The sequence below is a fragment of the Aquabacterium sp. genome, assembly GCF_036279655.1.
GTDB lineage: Bacteria > Pseudomonadota > Gammaproteobacteria > Burkholderiales > Burkholderiaceae_C > Aquabacterium.
Genome location: NZ_DASUIT010000071.1, coordinates 23,345 through 37,318, shown reverse-complemented (window position 1 = coordinate 37,318; position 13,974 = coordinate 23,345). Strand labels below are relative to the sequence as shown.

The following is a 13,974-nucleotide window of genomic DNA, read 5'->3' as shown; positions in this document are numbered from 1 at the left end:
GCTTTTGTCGCACCGGAACGCAATACCAGGGTCGACCCAATCAGCGAGCGCCGGTGAGTATGCGATGGAAAGAGCGGTGGTGACTATCAGTGTTGAGCGCATGTGAGACCGACACTTGTCTGACCCCCGTCAAATGTAGCCGACACACGGCTGCGCAAGGTGCAGATTCGTGCGGTGACTCTCCCCTATTGGGGCTGAAGTACTTGACGATGCGCCGAAGATCGGAGCTAATGATCTGCATATGCGATGTCGTGCGTTTGATTCATGCCGATGTGTTCGAGCATGAGTCAGTATGCGACGCGCCGCATTCCTATATCAATCCCGGGAGCCATATGGGCCGTCTATCGAGAGTGATGCTGCATCTTGCATTCTTGTGCTGTGTTGCCTTTGCACATGCAGGGGAAGGGGGAGCTAGTGCTGCGGCGAAAGCGTCTGGACCGGCTGATAAAAAATTTAACTTCGATGACTACTCAACATGGCCCAGATCAATATCTGCCTTGAAGAAGCTCAAGGAAGTTTCTGACGAACAGTCAGGATACAAACTTTTCGCTGGGCGTGCTTTGTATGGGGAGCAGGATCAAGATCGAAAATGCCAATACTATTTGAATATATTGACTTCTTCGGCGCTGAAGGAGGAGGAGCCTGTGTATTCGACAGATGATGATCAGGCAGCGACTCTGAAGAAGTATAGAAAGCAATGTCCGATCTATTCGAAAAATGGTGAGCATGCAAGGGATGATGATTATTTGCTGCAATATATCGGAAGTTTCAATTACAAAATATTCAAGCTGAAGAGAAAGTCTGGCGCAGTTGTTGATTTGATTTGTGCTGATGTTAATCCGTTGCTCAGTGAGGCCGATGGATTTGTTCGGTGTGCTTTGCCTGATGTTAGGCGGTGCGACTTTGTTAAGTATGGTCGAGTAGGGAATTGTGCTGACCCGGTATTGGTGATTGAAAATTCAATGCTGGGGCCGCGTCATGAGCCAAATCCGGATTATCCATATGGTATGTCTGTGGTTTATGTTGGTGATGGGTATTATGGCTTGTCTGTGGCGAGGCGGCTTGTAAGTGACGCTTCTGGATTTTACGCATTTGGTTTTAAGTCATTGAATCCTAGTGATAGAACTTGGTGTCATTGGAGTTTTTCTACTGATAACTGAGGGGTGATATGGCCAAGTTTGAGTGAGGGTTGTGATGTGAATATAAAGTTTGACGCTGATCAGTGCATGCCCAAGCACAGAGGCCTGACGACCACCTCCTTTAGCCAGCAGTGGCGCCGTTTGATGTCGGCGTTGCGTGGCATGTATGCTGAGATCGAGTCCACTCGAAATGGCAAATAGCATTTGCCGCATCATGACGTAATTCCATGAAAACCGTCCGCACCATCCTGCTCTTAATGTCACTCTTGGCATCAGCCTCTCGCGCCGAACTGCCACCCGAGCCACCACTGCCTCCACCTCTTCCCTGCCCACATTGCGGGAAATGGGTGGTGGAGGACGCATCTCCTGGCGGATTGACCGGGGAGCGCATTTCAATCGACCAAGATAGCATCGACATTTCAACCTGCGGGTTTTTTGATGTGACGGCAACCCAGCAATCCATTTCGGAGGGCTTTGATAAACTATATGGCAATTATCGTATATATTATCTAAAAATAAGCTTGATGCCCAGTAGTTCTCTCAGGCCTCTGTGCAACTCAGAAGATGATGATACAGGAGGGGGCTCTGCGATGCGCATGGAGATAAAGATATGGGATCACAGCCATAATCGCTATGGAGGTGTCGCTTCATTTCATGTGTTCAAGAACAACCAAAAGGATCCCGTGATCAGTGCGGATGCCTGGAACCCTGATCGTGATAATCCTTGTGATGCTACCTCGGGGCTAGCCAATGAAGCTTGTCATAGAATATTGATTGCACAAGCCTACAAAGCGCTGGCCTACGAAGTTTATGAAACTCCACCAAAAGCGTCTTCTGTATTGAATCGTAAATTCAACGTGGCGAGCTTCGCATCAGCCTCGTTACAATTTTGCCTTAAGCGAGAGGAGAAAAGCGGGGCGGGCTATTGGCCCTATGCGTGGGCACAGGATTGTCAATTGGAGCATGTTGAGAGTAAGCTGAATGAGGTGCGCGCATGGCATAACTGCGTGGGTGAGAAAGGAGTTCGCAAGTGCAAAACTCCAACCAATGATTTCGATCGCTCAGAGGTTGGAATTAAATGATCGATGCCCTGACCGACCTTTACTCATGCACATTTCTTTAGGAAGCGTTTGCAAATGCACAAAACCACGTTATGGGTATACGGGCTCGCCGGCATCATGTCATGGGCAGATGCGGTGGCTTCCTGCGAAGCGAGCGATCGCGAGGGCATGCTCAAGTGCCACACTGTGGCGTTATCCAAGACAGACGCAGACATTGCGCGCAAGCTTGATCAGATCGCCGCAGGGCTCTCAACCAACCCCATGACAAGAGGCTCTACCGCTGTTGAGCAACTGCGCGCCTCACAGCGGGCCTGGGAGCAGTACCGCTCCTCTCATTGCGCTGCCGTTGGCATGGCCACGTCGGGCCCCAATGAATGGAGCTACTTGCATCAAGCAGACTGTGCAGAAGATCTGAGCGAGCAGCGATTGAAGGAGCTTGAAGAGCTCCACGCACTGGTCTTCCCGTAGCTGGCGCTCAGGCCAGAGCCAAAGCCGCTCAGGCCGCCTTGTCTTTGCTCGCTTCGTCGGCCTGTTCGGGCTTGCCCGTCAACTGCGCAGCCCAGATCCCCAGTTCATACAGGATGCACATGGGGATGGCCAGGGCCAACTGAGAGACCACATCCGGCGGTGTGACCACGGCGGCGATCACAAAGGCCACCACGATGAAGTAGCCGCGGAACTCCTTGAGCTTCTCGATGGACACAATGCCCATGCGCGCCAGGATCACCACCACCACCGGCACCTCGAACGAGGCGCCAAAGGCCAGGAACATATTCAGCACAAAGCCCAGATAGGACTCGATGTCGGGTGCGGCCGTGATGCTCTTGGGCGCAAACTGCTGGATGAAGACGAAGACCTTCTGGAAGACGAAGAAGTAGCAGAAGGCCACGCCGATGTAGAACAGCAGCGTGCTGGAGACAATCAGGGGCAGCACGAGCTTTTTCTCGTGCGTGTACAGGCCGGGCGCCACAAAAGCCCACACCTGGTAGAGCACCACGGGCAGGGCCATCATGAAGGCCGCCAGCATGGTGATCTTGATGGGCACCATGAAGGGCGAGATCACATTGGTGGCGATCATGGTCGCGCCCTTGGGCAAGGCCGAGATCAGCGGGGCGGCCAGCCAGTCATACAGGCCGGACGGCCCCGGGTAGAGCGCCAGCACGATGAAGCAGATCCCGATGGCAAACACCGCACGGATCAGTCGATCGCGCAGTTCGATGAGGTGCGTGACGAAGGGCTGTTCATTGCCCTCCAGTTCATCTGGGCGCTGTTCTTGGCTCACGGGGTGTTGGCGTTAAGAGGCGGTGTCAACGGGGGCCAGTCGGGGGGCGGAAACGCGCCACACGGGCGGCGCCCGACTGCACATGCCGCCGGACCCCCGTGTGTTGCTTGTACCAGAGCGGTGTGGCGCCACGTTTGAGCCGCCAGTTCTTGCGCGCAGCCGGCTGGCTGGCGTAGTAGGGCGTGTGGTGAATCTCACTGCCGAAGTCTGCACCACTGTAGGGCGTGTCGTGCTCGCTGGTGCCACTGCCTGCCAGGGCCGATTCGGCCTCCTGCAGTTCGTGGCGCACGGTCTGCTCGACCGAGCGGGCCGCATCCTGGATGCCCGTCTGCATCTTCTTGAGCTCTTCCAGCTCGATGGAGCGATTGACCTCGGATTGCACCTGGGCCACGTAGCGCTGCGCCTTGCCCAGCAGCACGCCCACGGTGCGGGCGACCTTGGGCAGGCGCTCGGGGCCGATCACGATCAGTGCCACCGCACCGATCAGGGCCAGCTTGTCAAAACCGAAATCAATCACGTCGCCAGTGTCCTAGCGTCGATCAGGACTTGCTCTTGGCTTCGACGTCCACCGTGTTGGCGTCGGTCTTGGCCGTGTTGGTCACCTGCTGGGGCGGGGCGTCGGCGGTACCGCCATCCTTCATGCCGTCCTTGAAGCCCTTGACCGCGGCGCCCAGGTCGGTGCCCACGTTCTTGAGTTTCTTGGTGCCAAACACCATCACCACAATCACCAGCACGATCAGCCAGTGCCAAATGCTCAACGATCCCATGTCATGCTCCTTCAGTGGCCGCCTGGCCACATCAAATTCAACCGCAACTTAACCGATCTTCCAGGGGCGGGGGCCCCCCATCACGTGAACGTGCAGATGGTAGACCTCCTGGCCGCCATCCTCACCGTTGTTGATCACGACCCTGAACCCATTGGTGACACCCTGTTCGGCCGCCAGCTTGGGCGCCAGCAGCAGCATCTTGCCCAGCAGGGCCTGATGATCCGATCCGCTGTCCTGCAGGCGCGGGATGTGTTCGCGCGGCACGATCAGGAAGTGCACCGGCGCGGCCGGGCGGATGTCGTGGAATGCGATCACCTCATCGTCCTGATAGAAGATGCTGCTGGGGATTTCACCCTTCGAAATCTTGCAGAAGATGCAGTTCGGATCGTGGCTCATGGTGTGTCAGGTGTCTTGCGAGATATGTGCCAGCTTGGGGCTGGGCGGCCATGTTCAAGGATCAGTGTGACAGTTCTTCAGCGGTGCGCGCGGCTGGCGAACTCTTCCAGGCCCGACAGGCCCTCGCGCCGGGCCAGCTCGGCCACCACATCGCGCGGGCTCAGGCCCAGGTGAGCCATGGCCACCATGGAGTGAAACCACAGGTCTGCCATTTCACCCACCAGGGCCTGGCGGGTTTGATCGCTGGGCTGGTGTGCCAGGTCTTTGGCCGCCATCACGGTTTCACAGGCTTCTTCGCCGATCTTCTTGAGGACGGCGTCCGTGCCCTTGTGGAACAGCCGTGCCACATAGCTCTTGTCGGGGTCACCGCCCTTGCGGGATTCGATCACCTCGGCCAAGCGTTGCAAGACATCGATGGCGTCAGCGGAAGTGGCTTGCGGATCGGTGGGCATGGTCGATGATGTCATTTGTAGATGCGCTCAGGGTCTTTGAGGACGGGGTCGACCGCCACCCACTGATCACCCTCGTGGCGCTGGAAGAAGCAGCTGTGGCGGCCCGTGTGGCAGGCGATGCCCGGCTCGTGCCCCAGTTGCTCGATCTTCAGCAGGACGACATCGTTGTCGCAGTCCAGGCGGATGTCGAGCACCTTCTGGATGTGGCCGGACTCTTCGCCCTTGTGCCACAGGCGCGAGCGCGAGCGGCTCCAGTACACGGCTTCGCCGATCTCGGCGGTCCGTGCCAGGGCTTCGCGGTTCATCCACGCAAACATCAGCACGTCACCCGTGCTGGCTTCCTGGGCAATCACGGGCACCAGCCCCTGTTCGTCCCAGCGAATGTCGTCTAACCAGTTCATGGGCAGGAGTGTACCGCCGGGGCCCTGTGCGGCGTGCCCAGGGGCCACAATCGGGGGGATGTCACCACACACTTCGATCTCTGCCGTGTCTGAAGGCGCATCGCCATCCTCGTCTGTGGCTGCAGCCCCCCCTGTGGCGCAGCTCCCCCTGGCGCTGACCATGGGAGACCCCTGCGGGATCGGCCCCGAGATCGTGGTGGCCCAATGGCTGCGCCAGCCCCGCTTGCCGGCCGTCGTGGTCGGCTCGGTCGCCGTGATACGGCGGGCGCTGACTGTGCTGGCCGCCGCGGGCTGGCCCGTGCAGGGCCTGACGGTGCAGGGCTGGGATCCGCAGTCTGGCGAGGTGCCTGGCACCGATGTCATCCCGGTGTGGGAGCCCGAAGGGCTGCCTCAGGGGCTGGAGGCTTTGCCCTGGGGGCAGGTGTCGGCCCAGGCCGGACAGGCCGCCGCCTGCTGCGTGCGGGCTGCCGCCGATCTGGTCCAGCGCGCTCGCGCCCGTGCCGTGGTGACGGCCCCACTGCACAAGGAAGCCTTGTCGGCGGCGGGCGAGCCCTTCCCCGGACACACCGAGTTGCTGCAGGCCCTGGCCACTCCTGACGGGCAGCCCCTGGTGCCCGTGCGCATGATGCTGGCCAATCACGAGCTCAAGACGGTGCTGGTGTCCATCCATGTGTCGCTGCGGCAGGCCATCGAGGCCGTCACGATCGACAACGTCCTGCAGACCTTGAAGATCACGCACGACAGCCTGCGACGCATGGGCATCGATCGGCCGCGCATCGCCGTGGCGGGCCTGAACCCGCACGCGGGGGAGGGGGGCTTGTTTGGCGATGAGGAAATCCACACCATCATCCCGGCGATCGATGCGGCTCGGGCGCAGGGGCTCGACGTCAGTGGTCCCTGGCCCCCGGACACCGTCTTCATGCGGGCGCGTCATGCACCGCCCGAGCATCCAGGTGAGTTCGATGTGGTGGTGGCCATGTACCACGACCAGGGTCTGATCCCGGTCAAATACCTGGGGGTGGCCAAGGGCGTGAATGTGACGCTGGGCCTGCCCTTTGTGCGCACCAGCCCGGACCACGGTACGGCCTTCGATCTGGCCGGTCAGGGACGGGCCGATCCCTCCAGCCTGAGCGAGGCCATGCAGGTGGCCTTGCAGCTCTCCGCTGCGGCGCCGGCCTGAACGGTCAGGCGGCCACCTTGCGCTGGGCGCTCAGGGCGGCCAGTTGGCGGCGGGCGCGGATGGTGGCGCGCTCCAGCAGTTGGGCTTGCTCGAAGGCCTTGAAACGCCCGCCCGCGCACATCTGGGTGAGCGTGCGGGCCGTCAGCGAGATGGTCTCCTGCGTCTTGTGGTGGCCATGCGCGAAGATGAAGAAGGTGCGCCCTTCGCTCACCCAGGTCAGGCGCACCTTGCGCCAGTGGCCTTTGAGCAGCATGCGATAGGCCGCACCCGGCTGGATGTAGTTGACCAGCGTGGGGCCAGCCGATGGCGGGCTGGGCGAGTCCAGCAGGATGTCGATGTCGGCCGTGCTGATGTCGGTGTCGTCGCCCGCGCTGAGGTCAATGTCCAGCGAGGTGCTGTCTTCGGCCAGGCTGGCTTCGCTGACCCAGCCGGCTTCCTGCGCCTCCTGGGGCGACAGGTGGGTGGCCAGGGGGATGGGGTCGGTGGTGCTGGGCAGCGGGTCGTTGGCGGCATCTGCTCGGCTGGGAATGGCGATCTGCTCGACCTTGCGCAGCCGCTGATCCAGCAGGCGCAGCGACAGCTCGTGCGGTGGCGGTGCCTTGAGGGTCTGGGCATGCATGGGCAGCAGTTGCCCGAAGAACTCCTGCTTGGCCGGGGCGGGCCACTGGATCATGTCCAGCCCGTCATTGAGGTCCTTCATCAACTGCGGCAGGTGGCGCAGGAACTCCTGCCGCAAGGCGGTGCTGCCCTTGGGCTGGACGCTCAGGACCAACTGGCGGCCCGCGCGCTTCATGCGCTGGCTCAGCTCGCTGTCATGGCCGTGCACGGTGCTCACCATCACCTGCACCTGGGTCCAGATCTGGGACAGGAAGGTCTTGATGAAGGTGGGCACCTCCAGATCCGCCAGTTCCTGCTGGACCAGCTGCATGTAACGCTGCTGCACCCGCAGATCGGCTTCCTTGCCGCTGAGCAGGGCCGTCACGGCCGCGTTGTCCTGGGCGGCGTGGGCCGCCTGTTGCTGGACGAACTGCTCCAGTTGCTTGAGCTGGGCCTCGTAGATGTCCATCCGGTCGAAGTCGCCTTCGACGATCTCCTTGACCAGGCGCCCGACCATCTCGATGCATTCGGCGCCCGGACCGTCGTCCAGCTCCTCGAATGCCGATGCCAGGGTGGCCATGCGGTTGATGAGGCGGCGCACGGGGTGCTTGCGCGAATGGAAGAAGCTCTGGTCCCGCAGGGCGACACGCAGCACCGGCAGTTGCAGCCGTGCGATCTGTCGGGCCATCTGGGGCGGCACCTTGGGGTCGGAGAGCACCTGATCGAACAGCGTGGCCACGATGTCGATGACCATCTGATCCAGGGCGGCACCACCGCTGGCCTGCAGCAACTCGTCGCGGTGCGCGCGGATCACGTTGACGGGTTCGAGCCCGACCGCCTCGCTGGTGGACGAGGTGAATGTCGGGGCGGTGAAGGTGGCCAGGCTCTGGAGCCGGCGCATCAGGCCAAGCATGCTGCTGTCGCCTGGGGCGCCGCCTTGGGACGGTGGGGCGCCCTCGGTGCTGGGGAGTTCGCGGAACGCCAGATCCAGAGGCTCGGGGCAGGGGATGCCGAACATCTGCCCCAGGTTCTCTTCGGCGCTGCGCAGGGGCATCTTGCCCGAGGGGGCGCCGCGCCCGGAGTCGAGCGCGCCGGGGATGCTGGGTTCGGCGCCGAGGGCTGGGCTGCTGGTCGTGGAGGCACTGGGCTTGCGCACGGCCAGCGGGGCCTTGGTCACGCGCATGTCCTGGCAGCTTTGCAGCAGTTGGCTGTAGCCCTCCTTGAGGGCCGCCGCGGTGTGCAGCGCCAGCACCCGGGAGACTTGCTGGCGCACTTTGGGATCGGCGCTACCCTGATGCACGGCGCGCAACAGCGCCTTGGCGACCACGGCCGGGCGCAGGGGGAAGACGTCTTCGTCTGCCTCGGTGTCCTGCAGTGTGGCGAAGTAGCCACGCAGTTCGCGCAACTCGCCCTCGCAGTCGACTTCGAGCAGGCGGCTCAGTCGGGCGGCGGAGACGGTCTGATCGAGTTCCTCGTCATCCACCAGCCTCAGCGAGCCCCAGTCGGTGTCGGCCAGCACGGCGGTGGCCGGCGCGTGGCGTTGAAGATCCTGAGCCAGTCGTTCGGCCAGTTCTCGACCAAAAGCCTGATTGACGGCCTGGCCGCGGCGCTGCAGATCGTATTCCGCATCCATCAGCACCTGGCGTTCGGCATTGTTGGACGCCGCGAGCGCCAGCATGCCCAACTGTGTGCCGGTCTTGTCGATCGCCTGCGCCATGGACGCCAGAAGGCGGCTCACGGCGGTATGCAGCAGCGGTTCGAGTCTCGGATCGTTCACGGTCAGGGCCTATCCACGTCAGGGTGGGGGCCTGATACTTTCAGGCCCCACTCGTCTTCGGATATCGGCAGCCCTGGCCGGGACTTGCGTTACTTTTTCAAACTGTCACGAATCTCACGAAGCAACACGATGTCCTCGGGGGTGGGCGCCGGGGCCGCCGGTGCGGGGGCAGGGGCTTCGCTCTTGAGTTTGTTGATCTGCTTGATCATCAGGAAGATGATGAATGCCAGGATGACGAAGTTCAGGGCCACGGTCAGGAAGTTGCCGTAAGCGAACACGGCGCCGGCCTTCTTGGCGTCGGCCAGTGTCAGGCCGGCGGCCTGACCCGACAGGGCGATGTAGTAGTTCGTGAAGTCCAGCCCGCCGACCACCTTGCCCACCAGGGGCATGATGAGGTCATTGACCACCGAGTCCACGATCTTGCCGAAAGCGCCACCAATGATCACGCCCACGGCGAGGTCCATCACATTGCCCTTGACAGCAAATTCCTTGAATTCGGTCATGAAACCCATAAGGCAGCTCCAAAAAAGTGGTGAGTTGAACTGTTGTGCACTTTGACACAAACCAGGGCCAAGTCGCGGCCAGCCACAATCATTCACGGATGCATTCAGAAACCCTTGCGGCGTCCGCTAGAATACCGGGTTGACCCGATCTCTATGTCATCGTCCTTGAGGAACCCATGAGCAATCAGCCAGTGGATCAAAGCCGTCGGACGTGGGTGACCATGGCCTGCGCCGCCGGCGGCGTCGGCGGTGTGGCCACCGTCGTACCCTTCGTCTCGACCTTCCAACCCTCCGAACGTGCACGCGCCGCTGGCGCTGCGGTTGAAGCTGATATCAGCGCGCTCAAACCGGGCGAGATGATGACGGTGGAGTGGCGCGGCAAGCCGGTGTGGATCATCCGCCGCACGCCCGAACAGGTCGCAGCCCTGCCCAAGCTGGACGCCCAGCTGGCAGACCCCAATTCCGAGCGCAAGGCCGACGAGCTGACGCCCGAGTACGCCCGCAACACGGCACGCTCGATCAAGCCCGAAGTGCTGGTGGCCGTGGGCATCTGTACCCACCTGGGCTGCTCGCCGACGTCCAAGTTCCAGGCAGGCCCCCAGCCTTCGCTGCCCGACGACTGGCAAGGCGGCTTCCTGTGCCCCTGCCATGGCTCGACCTTCGACCTGGCTGGCCGCGTCTTCAAGAACAAGCCTGCACCGGACAACCTTGAAGTGCCACCCCATATGTACCTGTCAGACACCAAGCTGCTGATCGGTGAAGACAAGAAGGCCTGAGGCAGGAGACTGACATGGCTGAATTCAAGACCGCACCCGCTGGCGCCAGCGCCGGCGAGAAGCTCCTGACCTGGGTGGACAACCGGTTTCCGGCGTCCAAACTGTACAAGGAGCATCTCTCCGAGTACTACGCGCCCAAGAACTTCAATTTCTGGTATTTCTTCGGCTCGCTGGCGCTGCTGGTGCTGGTGATCCAGATCGTGACCGGCATCTTCCTGGTCATGAACTACAAGCCCGATGCGGCGCAGGCCTTTGCCTCCGTCGAGTACATCATGCGTGATGTGCCCTGGGGCTGGTTGATCCGCTACATGCACTCCACCGGGGCCTCGGCCTTCTTTGTGGTGGTGTACCTGCACATGTATCGCGGCCTGATCTACGGCTCCTATCGCACCCCGCGAGAGCTGGTCTGGATCTTCGGTTGCCTGATCTTCCTGTGCCTGATGGCCGAAGCCTTCATGGGTTATCTGCTGCCCTGGGGCCAGATGTCCTACTGGGGCGCCCAGGTGATCATCAACCTGTTTGCCGCAGTGCCCTTCGTCGGCCCGGATCTGGCCATCCTGATCCGTGGTGACTTCGTGGTGGGCGACGCCACCCTGAACCGCTTCTTCTCGCTGCACGTCATCGCCGTGCCGCTGGTGTTGCTGGGTCTGGTCGTGGCGCACATCATCGCCCTGCACGAAGTGGGCTCGAACAACCCCGATGGGGTCGAGATCAAGCAAGGCCCCAAGGATGCCAATGGCCATCCTCTGGACGGTGTGCCCTTCCATCCCTACTACTCGGTGCACGACATCATGGGCGTGGCGGGTTTCCTGATCGTCTTCACGGCCGTGATCTTCTTCATGCCTGAGTTCGGTGGCTACTTCCTGGAGTACAACAACTTCATCCCGGCCGACCCGTTCAAGACGCCTCCGCACATTGCGCCGGTCTGGTACTTCACGCCCTTCTACTCGATGCTGCGTGCCACGACCGACCTGATGGTCAACGTGCTGGCCGTTCTGATCGGGCTGGGTGCCGTGCTGAACCTGATCAAGGGTGCTGGTACCGGCAAGAGCAAGATGATCGGTCTGGTCATCGCCGCCGTCGTGATCGGTGCTCTGAAGGTCTTCGAAGCCAAGTTCTGGGGTGTGGCCGTGATGGGCGGTGCCGTGGTGATCCTGGCGGGCCTGCCCTGGTTCGACAAGAGCCCGGTCAAGTCGATCCGCTACCGTCCGGGCTGGCACAAGCTGGTCTATGGCGTGTTCGTGATCAACTTCTGCATCCTGGGTTATCTGGGTGTGCAGGCGCCATCGCCCACGGGTGAGATCGTCTCCCAGGTTGGCACGCTGCTGTACTTTGGCTTCTTCGTGCTGATGCCCTGGTGGAGCCAGTTGGGTACCTTCAAGCAAGTGCCTGATCGCGTGACCTTCAAGCCCCACTGATCGGCAGGAGTACAACGACATGAAAAAACTCTTTGCTTCCCTGGTGACGGTCCTGGCTCTGGTGTCTGGCGCTCACGCCAACACCGGTGGTCCTGCTCTGGACAGGTTCCCCACCGAGCGTCTGACCGATCTGGCTGCCTTGCAAAACGGCGCCAAGATCTTCGTCAATTACTGCCTGAACTGCCACGAGGCTGCGTTTGTTCGCTACAACCGCCTCAAGGACATCGGTCTGACCGATGAGCAGATCAAGCAGAATATGCTGTTTGCGACCGACAAGGTGGGCGAGACCATGAAGGTGTCGCTCAATGCCCGCAGTGCCAAGGAATGGTTCGGCGCCACGCCGCCTGATCTGACCCTGGTGGCCCGCTCGCGTGCCAGCGGTTCAGGCTCGGGCCCGGACTATCTGTACACGTACCTGCGCACCTTCTACGTCGACAACACCCGTCCGACGGGCTGGAACAACCTGGTCTTCCCCAACGTGGGCATGCCCCACGTGCTGTGGGAGCTCCAGGGTGAGCGTGCCGCCAAGTTCGTCGAGAAGGCTGATCCGCATGACCCGGCCAAGAAGATCCATGCCTTCGATGGCTTCGAACAACTGACCCCGGGCACCATGTCGCCCCAGGAGTTCGACAGCAACATCGCCGACCTGGTGGCCTACATGACGTGGATGGCCGAGCCCCAGGCTCAGCAACGTCAGCGTCTGGGTGTGGGCGTGATCATCTTCCTGCTGGGCTTCCTGTTCATTGCCTGGCGCCTGAACGCCGCGTTCTGGAAAGATGTGAAGTGATGACAGGGCGCCTTCGATAGAAGGCCTCTGGCGCAGTGAACGCCCCTTGGTGGGCGCCACTGCGCTTCGTTGTTTTTGGCTTTTGCCTGTTTCTGATTGAGGATCCTGCCGCCATGATGGTGCTTTACTCTGGTACGACCTGCCCCTACTCGCACCGTTGCCGTTTCGTGCTGTTTGAAAAGGGCATGGACTTCGAGATCCGTGACGTCGACGTCTTCGCCAAGCCTGAAGACATCGCGCTGATGAACCCCTACAACGAGGTGCCCATCCTCGTCGAGCGCGATCTGATCCTGTACGAATCGCACATCATCAACGAGTACATCGACGAGCGCTTCCCGCATCCTCAACTGATGCCTGGCGATCCGGTGGCCCGTGCCCGTGTGCGCCTGTTTCTGCTCAACTTCGAGAAGGAGCTGTTCGCGCATGTCAACCTGCTCGAAGGCCGTGGCGGTCTCAAGGGCAATGACAAGCAGCTCGAAAAGGCTCGCTCGCAGATCCGCGATCGCCTCACGCAGTTGGCACCGATCTTCCTGAAGAACAAGTACATGCTGGGCGACGATTTCTCGATGCTCGACGTGGCCATTGCTCCGCTGCTGTGGCGCCTGGATTACTACGGCATTGATCTCTCGAAGAACGCACTGCCATTGCTGAAGTATGCTGAGCGCATCTTCTCGCGTCCGGCCTACATCGAGGCGCTGACGCCCTCCGAGAAGGTGATGCGCAAGTAAACAAGACACGGGGCTCCATGACCACGCCGACCGATTCCGATGTTCAAGGCACATCCACCCGTCCGTACCTGATCCGGGCATTGCACGACTGGTGCACCGACAACGGTTTCACGCCTTATCTGGCGGTGTACGTCGACAAGACCGTGCAGGTCCCGCGCGAGTACGTCAAGAACAACGAGATCGTGCTCAATGTGAGCTTCGATGCGACCAGCCAGTTGCAACTGGGCAATGAGTACATCGAGTTCAAGGCACGCTTCGGTGGCGTGGCGCGGGACATCCTGGTGCCCATCGACCACGTGATCGCCATCTATGCCCGTGAAAATGGGCAAGGCATGGCGTTTCCCGTGCCGACGCCGGAAGAAGAGAGCGCGACCTCGTCCAATGACGAAGGGGGCGCCTCCGAATCCCGCAAGACCGGTGGCATTCGGCTGGCCAGCGCGCCAGTGGCCGAGCCCGATCACGGAGATGGCAGTGAGGCCGAGACCGCCGACGTGGCGGCAGCGGACGAGCCGTCGGATCCAGAGCCCCCCACCACGACCCCTTCGGGTGGTCGTCCGTCGTTGCGACGCATCAAGTGATGCCTGGATGATCGACGCCGTAGCGTACAATCGCGCGGCGTCAGCATGATGCAGCCGGCTTAGCTCAGTTGGTAGAGCAACCGCCTTGTAAGCGGTAGGTCGTCAGTTCGAATCCGACAGCCGGCACCAAGT

At 61.1% G+C, this 13,974-nt stretch carries 17 protein-coding genes and 1 tRNA gene; 10 read left to right on the top strand and 8 right to left on the bottom strand.

The window, feature by feature from the left end; translation table 11 throughout:
- Window positions 1-353 precede the first annotated feature (353 nt).
- From VFW84_RS08545 to VFW84_RS08535, 3 genes are all read left to right on the top strand, one after another.
- Complete coding sequence (locus VFW84_RS08545) at window positions 354-1,160, top strand: hypothetical protein (RefSeq protein ID WP_329680030.1); 807 nt, start codon at window positions 354-356, stop codon at window positions 1,158-1,160.
- A 206-nt stretch (window positions 1,161-1,366) separates the two neighbouring features.
- On the top strand, window positions 1,367-2,221 hold the full coding sequence (locus VFW84_RS08540; protein ID WP_329680029.1) for a hypothetical protein: 855 nt from the start codon (window positions 1,367-1,369) through the stop codon (window positions 2,219-2,221).
- A 54-nt stretch (window positions 2,222-2,275) separates the two neighbouring features.
- The gene (locus tag VFW84_RS08535; protein WP_329680028.1) at window positions 2,276-2,668 is read left to right on the top strand and encodes a lysozyme inhibitor LprI family protein; all 393 of its coding nucleotides are present in this window, start codon (window positions 2,276-2,278) and stop codon (window positions 2,666-2,668) included.
- Between the two features lie 28 nt (window positions 2,669-2,696).
- Here VFW84_RS08535 and tatC read toward each other — a convergent pair whose 3' ends face one another.
- The 6 genes from tatC to hisI all read right to left on the bottom strand — a co-directional run bounded on the left by tatC (window position 2,697) and on the right by hisI (window position 5,498).
- A complete protein-coding gene (gene tatC, locus VFW84_RS08530) occupies window positions 2,697-3,482 on the bottom strand; it encodes a twin-arginine translocase subunit TatC (RefSeq protein ID WP_329680027.1) in 786 nt (261 codons plus the stop codon).
- A 25-nt stretch (window positions 3,483-3,507) separates the two neighbouring features.
- A complete protein-coding gene (tatB, locus tag VFW84_RS08525; protein ID WP_329680026.1) occupies window positions 3,508-3,999 on the bottom strand; it encodes a Sec-independent protein translocase protein TatB in 492 nt (163 codons plus the stop codon).
- A 22-nt stretch (window positions 4,000-4,021) separates the two neighbouring features.
- The gene (tatA, locus tag VFW84_RS08520) at window positions 4,022-4,249 is read right to left on the bottom strand and encodes a Sec-independent protein translocase subunit TatA (protein ID WP_329680025.1); all 228 of its coding nucleotides are present in this window, start codon (window positions 4,247-4,249) and stop codon (window positions 4,022-4,024) included.
- Window positions 4,250-4,297: 48 nt separating this feature from the next.
- A complete protein-coding gene (locus tag VFW84_RS08515) occupies window positions 4,298-4,645 on the bottom strand; it encodes a histidine triad nucleotide-binding protein (protein WP_329680024.1) in 348 nt (115 codons plus the stop codon).
- Window positions 4,646-4,722: 77 nt separating this feature from the next.
- Window positions 4,723-5,112 carry a phosphoribosyl-ATP diphosphatase gene (locus VFW84_RS08510; RefSeq protein WP_329680023.1) on the bottom strand — a complete coding sequence of 130 codons (390 nt, stop codon included), beginning with the start codon at window positions 5,110-5,112 and terminating at the stop codon, window positions 4,723-4,725.
- Complete coding sequence (gene hisI, locus VFW84_RS08505; protein ID WP_329680022.1) at window positions 5,109-5,498, bottom strand: phosphoribosyl-AMP cyclohydrolase; 390 nt, start codon at window positions 5,496-5,498, stop codon at window positions 5,109-5,111. The genes VFW84_RS08510 and hisI overlap by 4 nt, the downstream gene beginning before the upstream one ends.
- A gap of 133 nt (window positions 5,499-5,631) precedes the next feature.
- Here hisI and pdxA point away from each other — a divergent pair, with 133 nt between their 5' ends.
- Entirely contained in the window at window positions 5,632-6,678 is a 1,047-nt protein-coding gene (pdxA, locus tag VFW84_RS08500) for a 4-hydroxythreonine-4-phosphate dehydrogenase PdxA (RefSeq protein WP_414638935.1), read from the top strand.
- 4 nt (window positions 6,679-6,682) lie between these two features.
- Here pdxA and VFW84_RS08495 read toward each other — a convergent pair whose 3' ends face one another.
- Window positions 6,683-9,052 carry a DUF1631 family protein gene (locus VFW84_RS08495; RefSeq protein WP_329680021.1) on the bottom strand — a complete coding sequence of 790 codons (2,370 nt, stop codon included), beginning with the start codon at window positions 9,050-9,052 and terminating at the stop codon, window positions 6,683-6,685.
- Window positions 9,053-9,141: 89 nt separating this feature from the next.
- Window positions 9,142-9,564: a large conductance mechanosensitive channel protein MscL gene (gene mscL / locus VFW84_RS08490; protein ID WP_329680020.1), complete on the bottom strand. Its 423-nt coding sequence runs from the start codon at window positions 9,562-9,564 to the stop codon at window positions 9,142-9,144.
- Between the two features lie 167 nt (window positions 9,565-9,731).
- Between mscL and petA the strand changes: the two genes are divergently transcribed.
- The 6 genes from petA to VFW84_RS08460 all read left to right on the top strand — a co-directional run bounded on the left by petA (window position 9,732) and on the right by VFW84_RS08460 (window position 13,971).
- Complete coding sequence (petA, locus tag VFW84_RS08485) at window positions 9,732-10,331, top strand: ubiquinol-cytochrome c reductase iron-sulfur subunit (protein ID WP_329680019.1); 600 nt, start codon at window positions 9,732-9,734, stop codon at window positions 10,329-10,331.
- Window positions 10,332-10,345: 14 nt separating this feature from the next.
- The gene (locus VFW84_RS08480) at window positions 10,346-11,749 is read left to right on the top strand and encodes a cytochrome bc complex cytochrome b subunit (protein ID WP_329680018.1); all 1,404 of its coding nucleotides are present in this window, start codon (window positions 10,346-10,348) and stop codon (window positions 11,747-11,749) included.
- Between the two features lie 19 nt (window positions 11,750-11,768).
- The gene (locus tag VFW84_RS08475; RefSeq protein ID WP_329680017.1) at window positions 11,769-12,536 is read left to right on the top strand and encodes a cytochrome c1; all 768 of its coding nucleotides are present in this window, start codon (window positions 11,769-11,771) and stop codon (window positions 12,534-12,536) included.
- 113 nt (window positions 12,537-12,649) lie between these two features.
- The gene (locus VFW84_RS08470) at window positions 12,650-13,264 is read left to right on the top strand and encodes a glutathione S-transferase N-terminal domain-containing protein (protein ID WP_329680016.1); all 615 of its coding nucleotides are present in this window, start codon (window positions 12,650-12,652) and stop codon (window positions 13,262-13,264) included.
- Window positions 13,265-13,281: 17 nt separating this feature from the next.
- Window positions 13,282-13,842, top strand: a complete 561-nt coding sequence (locus VFW84_RS08465) for a ClpXP protease specificity-enhancing factor (protein ID WP_329680015.1) — start codon at window positions 13,282-13,284, stop codon at window positions 13,840-13,842.
- 53 nt (window positions 13,843-13,895) lie between these two features.
- A tRNA-Thr gene (locus tag VFW84_RS08460) sits at window positions 13,896-13,971 on the top strand.
- Window positions 13,972-13,974: the final 3 nt, after the last annotated feature.

Excerpts from the sequence above, each read along its gene's own strand:
- VFW84_RS08465 (WP_329680015.1), top strand. The coding sequence starts at position 13,282 with ATGACCACGCCGACCGATTCCGATGTTCAAGGCACATCCACCCGTCCG.
- VFW84_RS08480 (WP_329680018.1), top strand. The coding sequence starts at position 10,346 with ATGGCTGAATTCAAGACCGCACCCGCTGGCGCCAGCGCCGGCGAGAAG.
- VFW84_RS08540 (WP_329680029.1), top strand. The coding sequence starts at position 1,367 with ATGAAAACCGTCCGCACCATCCTGCTCTTAATGTCACTCTTGGCATCA.
- VFW84_RS08515 (WP_329680024.1), bottom strand. The coding sequence starts at position 4,645 with ATGAGCCACGATCCGAACTGCATCTTCTGCAAGATTTCGAAGGGTGAA.
- tatA (WP_329680025.1), bottom strand. The coding sequence starts at position 4,249 with ATGGGATCGTTGAGCATTTGGCACTGGCTGATCGTGCTGGTGATTGTG.
- VFW84_RS08545 (WP_329680030.1), top strand. The coding sequence starts at position 354 with ATGCTGCATCTTGCATTCTTGTGCTGTGTTGCCTTTGCACATGCAGGG.
- VFW84_RS08470 (WP_329680016.1), top strand. The coding sequence starts at position 12,650 with ATGATGGTGCTTTACTCTGGTACGACCTGCCCCTACTCGCACCGTTGC.
- mscL (WP_329680020.1), bottom strand. The coding sequence starts at position 9,564 with ATGGGTTTCATGACCGAATTCAAGGAATTTGCTGTCAAGGGCAATGTG.
- VFW84_RS08475 (WP_329680017.1), top strand. The coding sequence starts at position 11,769 with ATGAAAAAACTCTTTGCTTCCCTGGTGACGGTCCTGGCTCTGGTGTCT.
- VFW84_RS08535 (WP_329680028.1), top strand. The coding sequence starts at position 2,276 with ATGCACAAAACCACGTTATGGGTATACGGGCTCGCCGGCATCATGTCA.
- petA (WP_329680019.1), top strand. The coding sequence starts at position 9,732 with ATGAGCAATCAGCCAGTGGATCAAAGCCGTCGGACGTGGGTGACCATG.
- VFW84_RS08510 (WP_329680023.1), bottom strand. The coding sequence starts at position 5,112 with ATGACATCATCGACCATGCCCACCGATCCGCAAGCCACTTCCGCTGAC.
- hisI (WP_329680022.1), bottom strand. The coding sequence starts at position 5,498 with ATGAACTGGTTAGACGACATTCGCTGGGACGAACAGGGGCTGGTGCCC.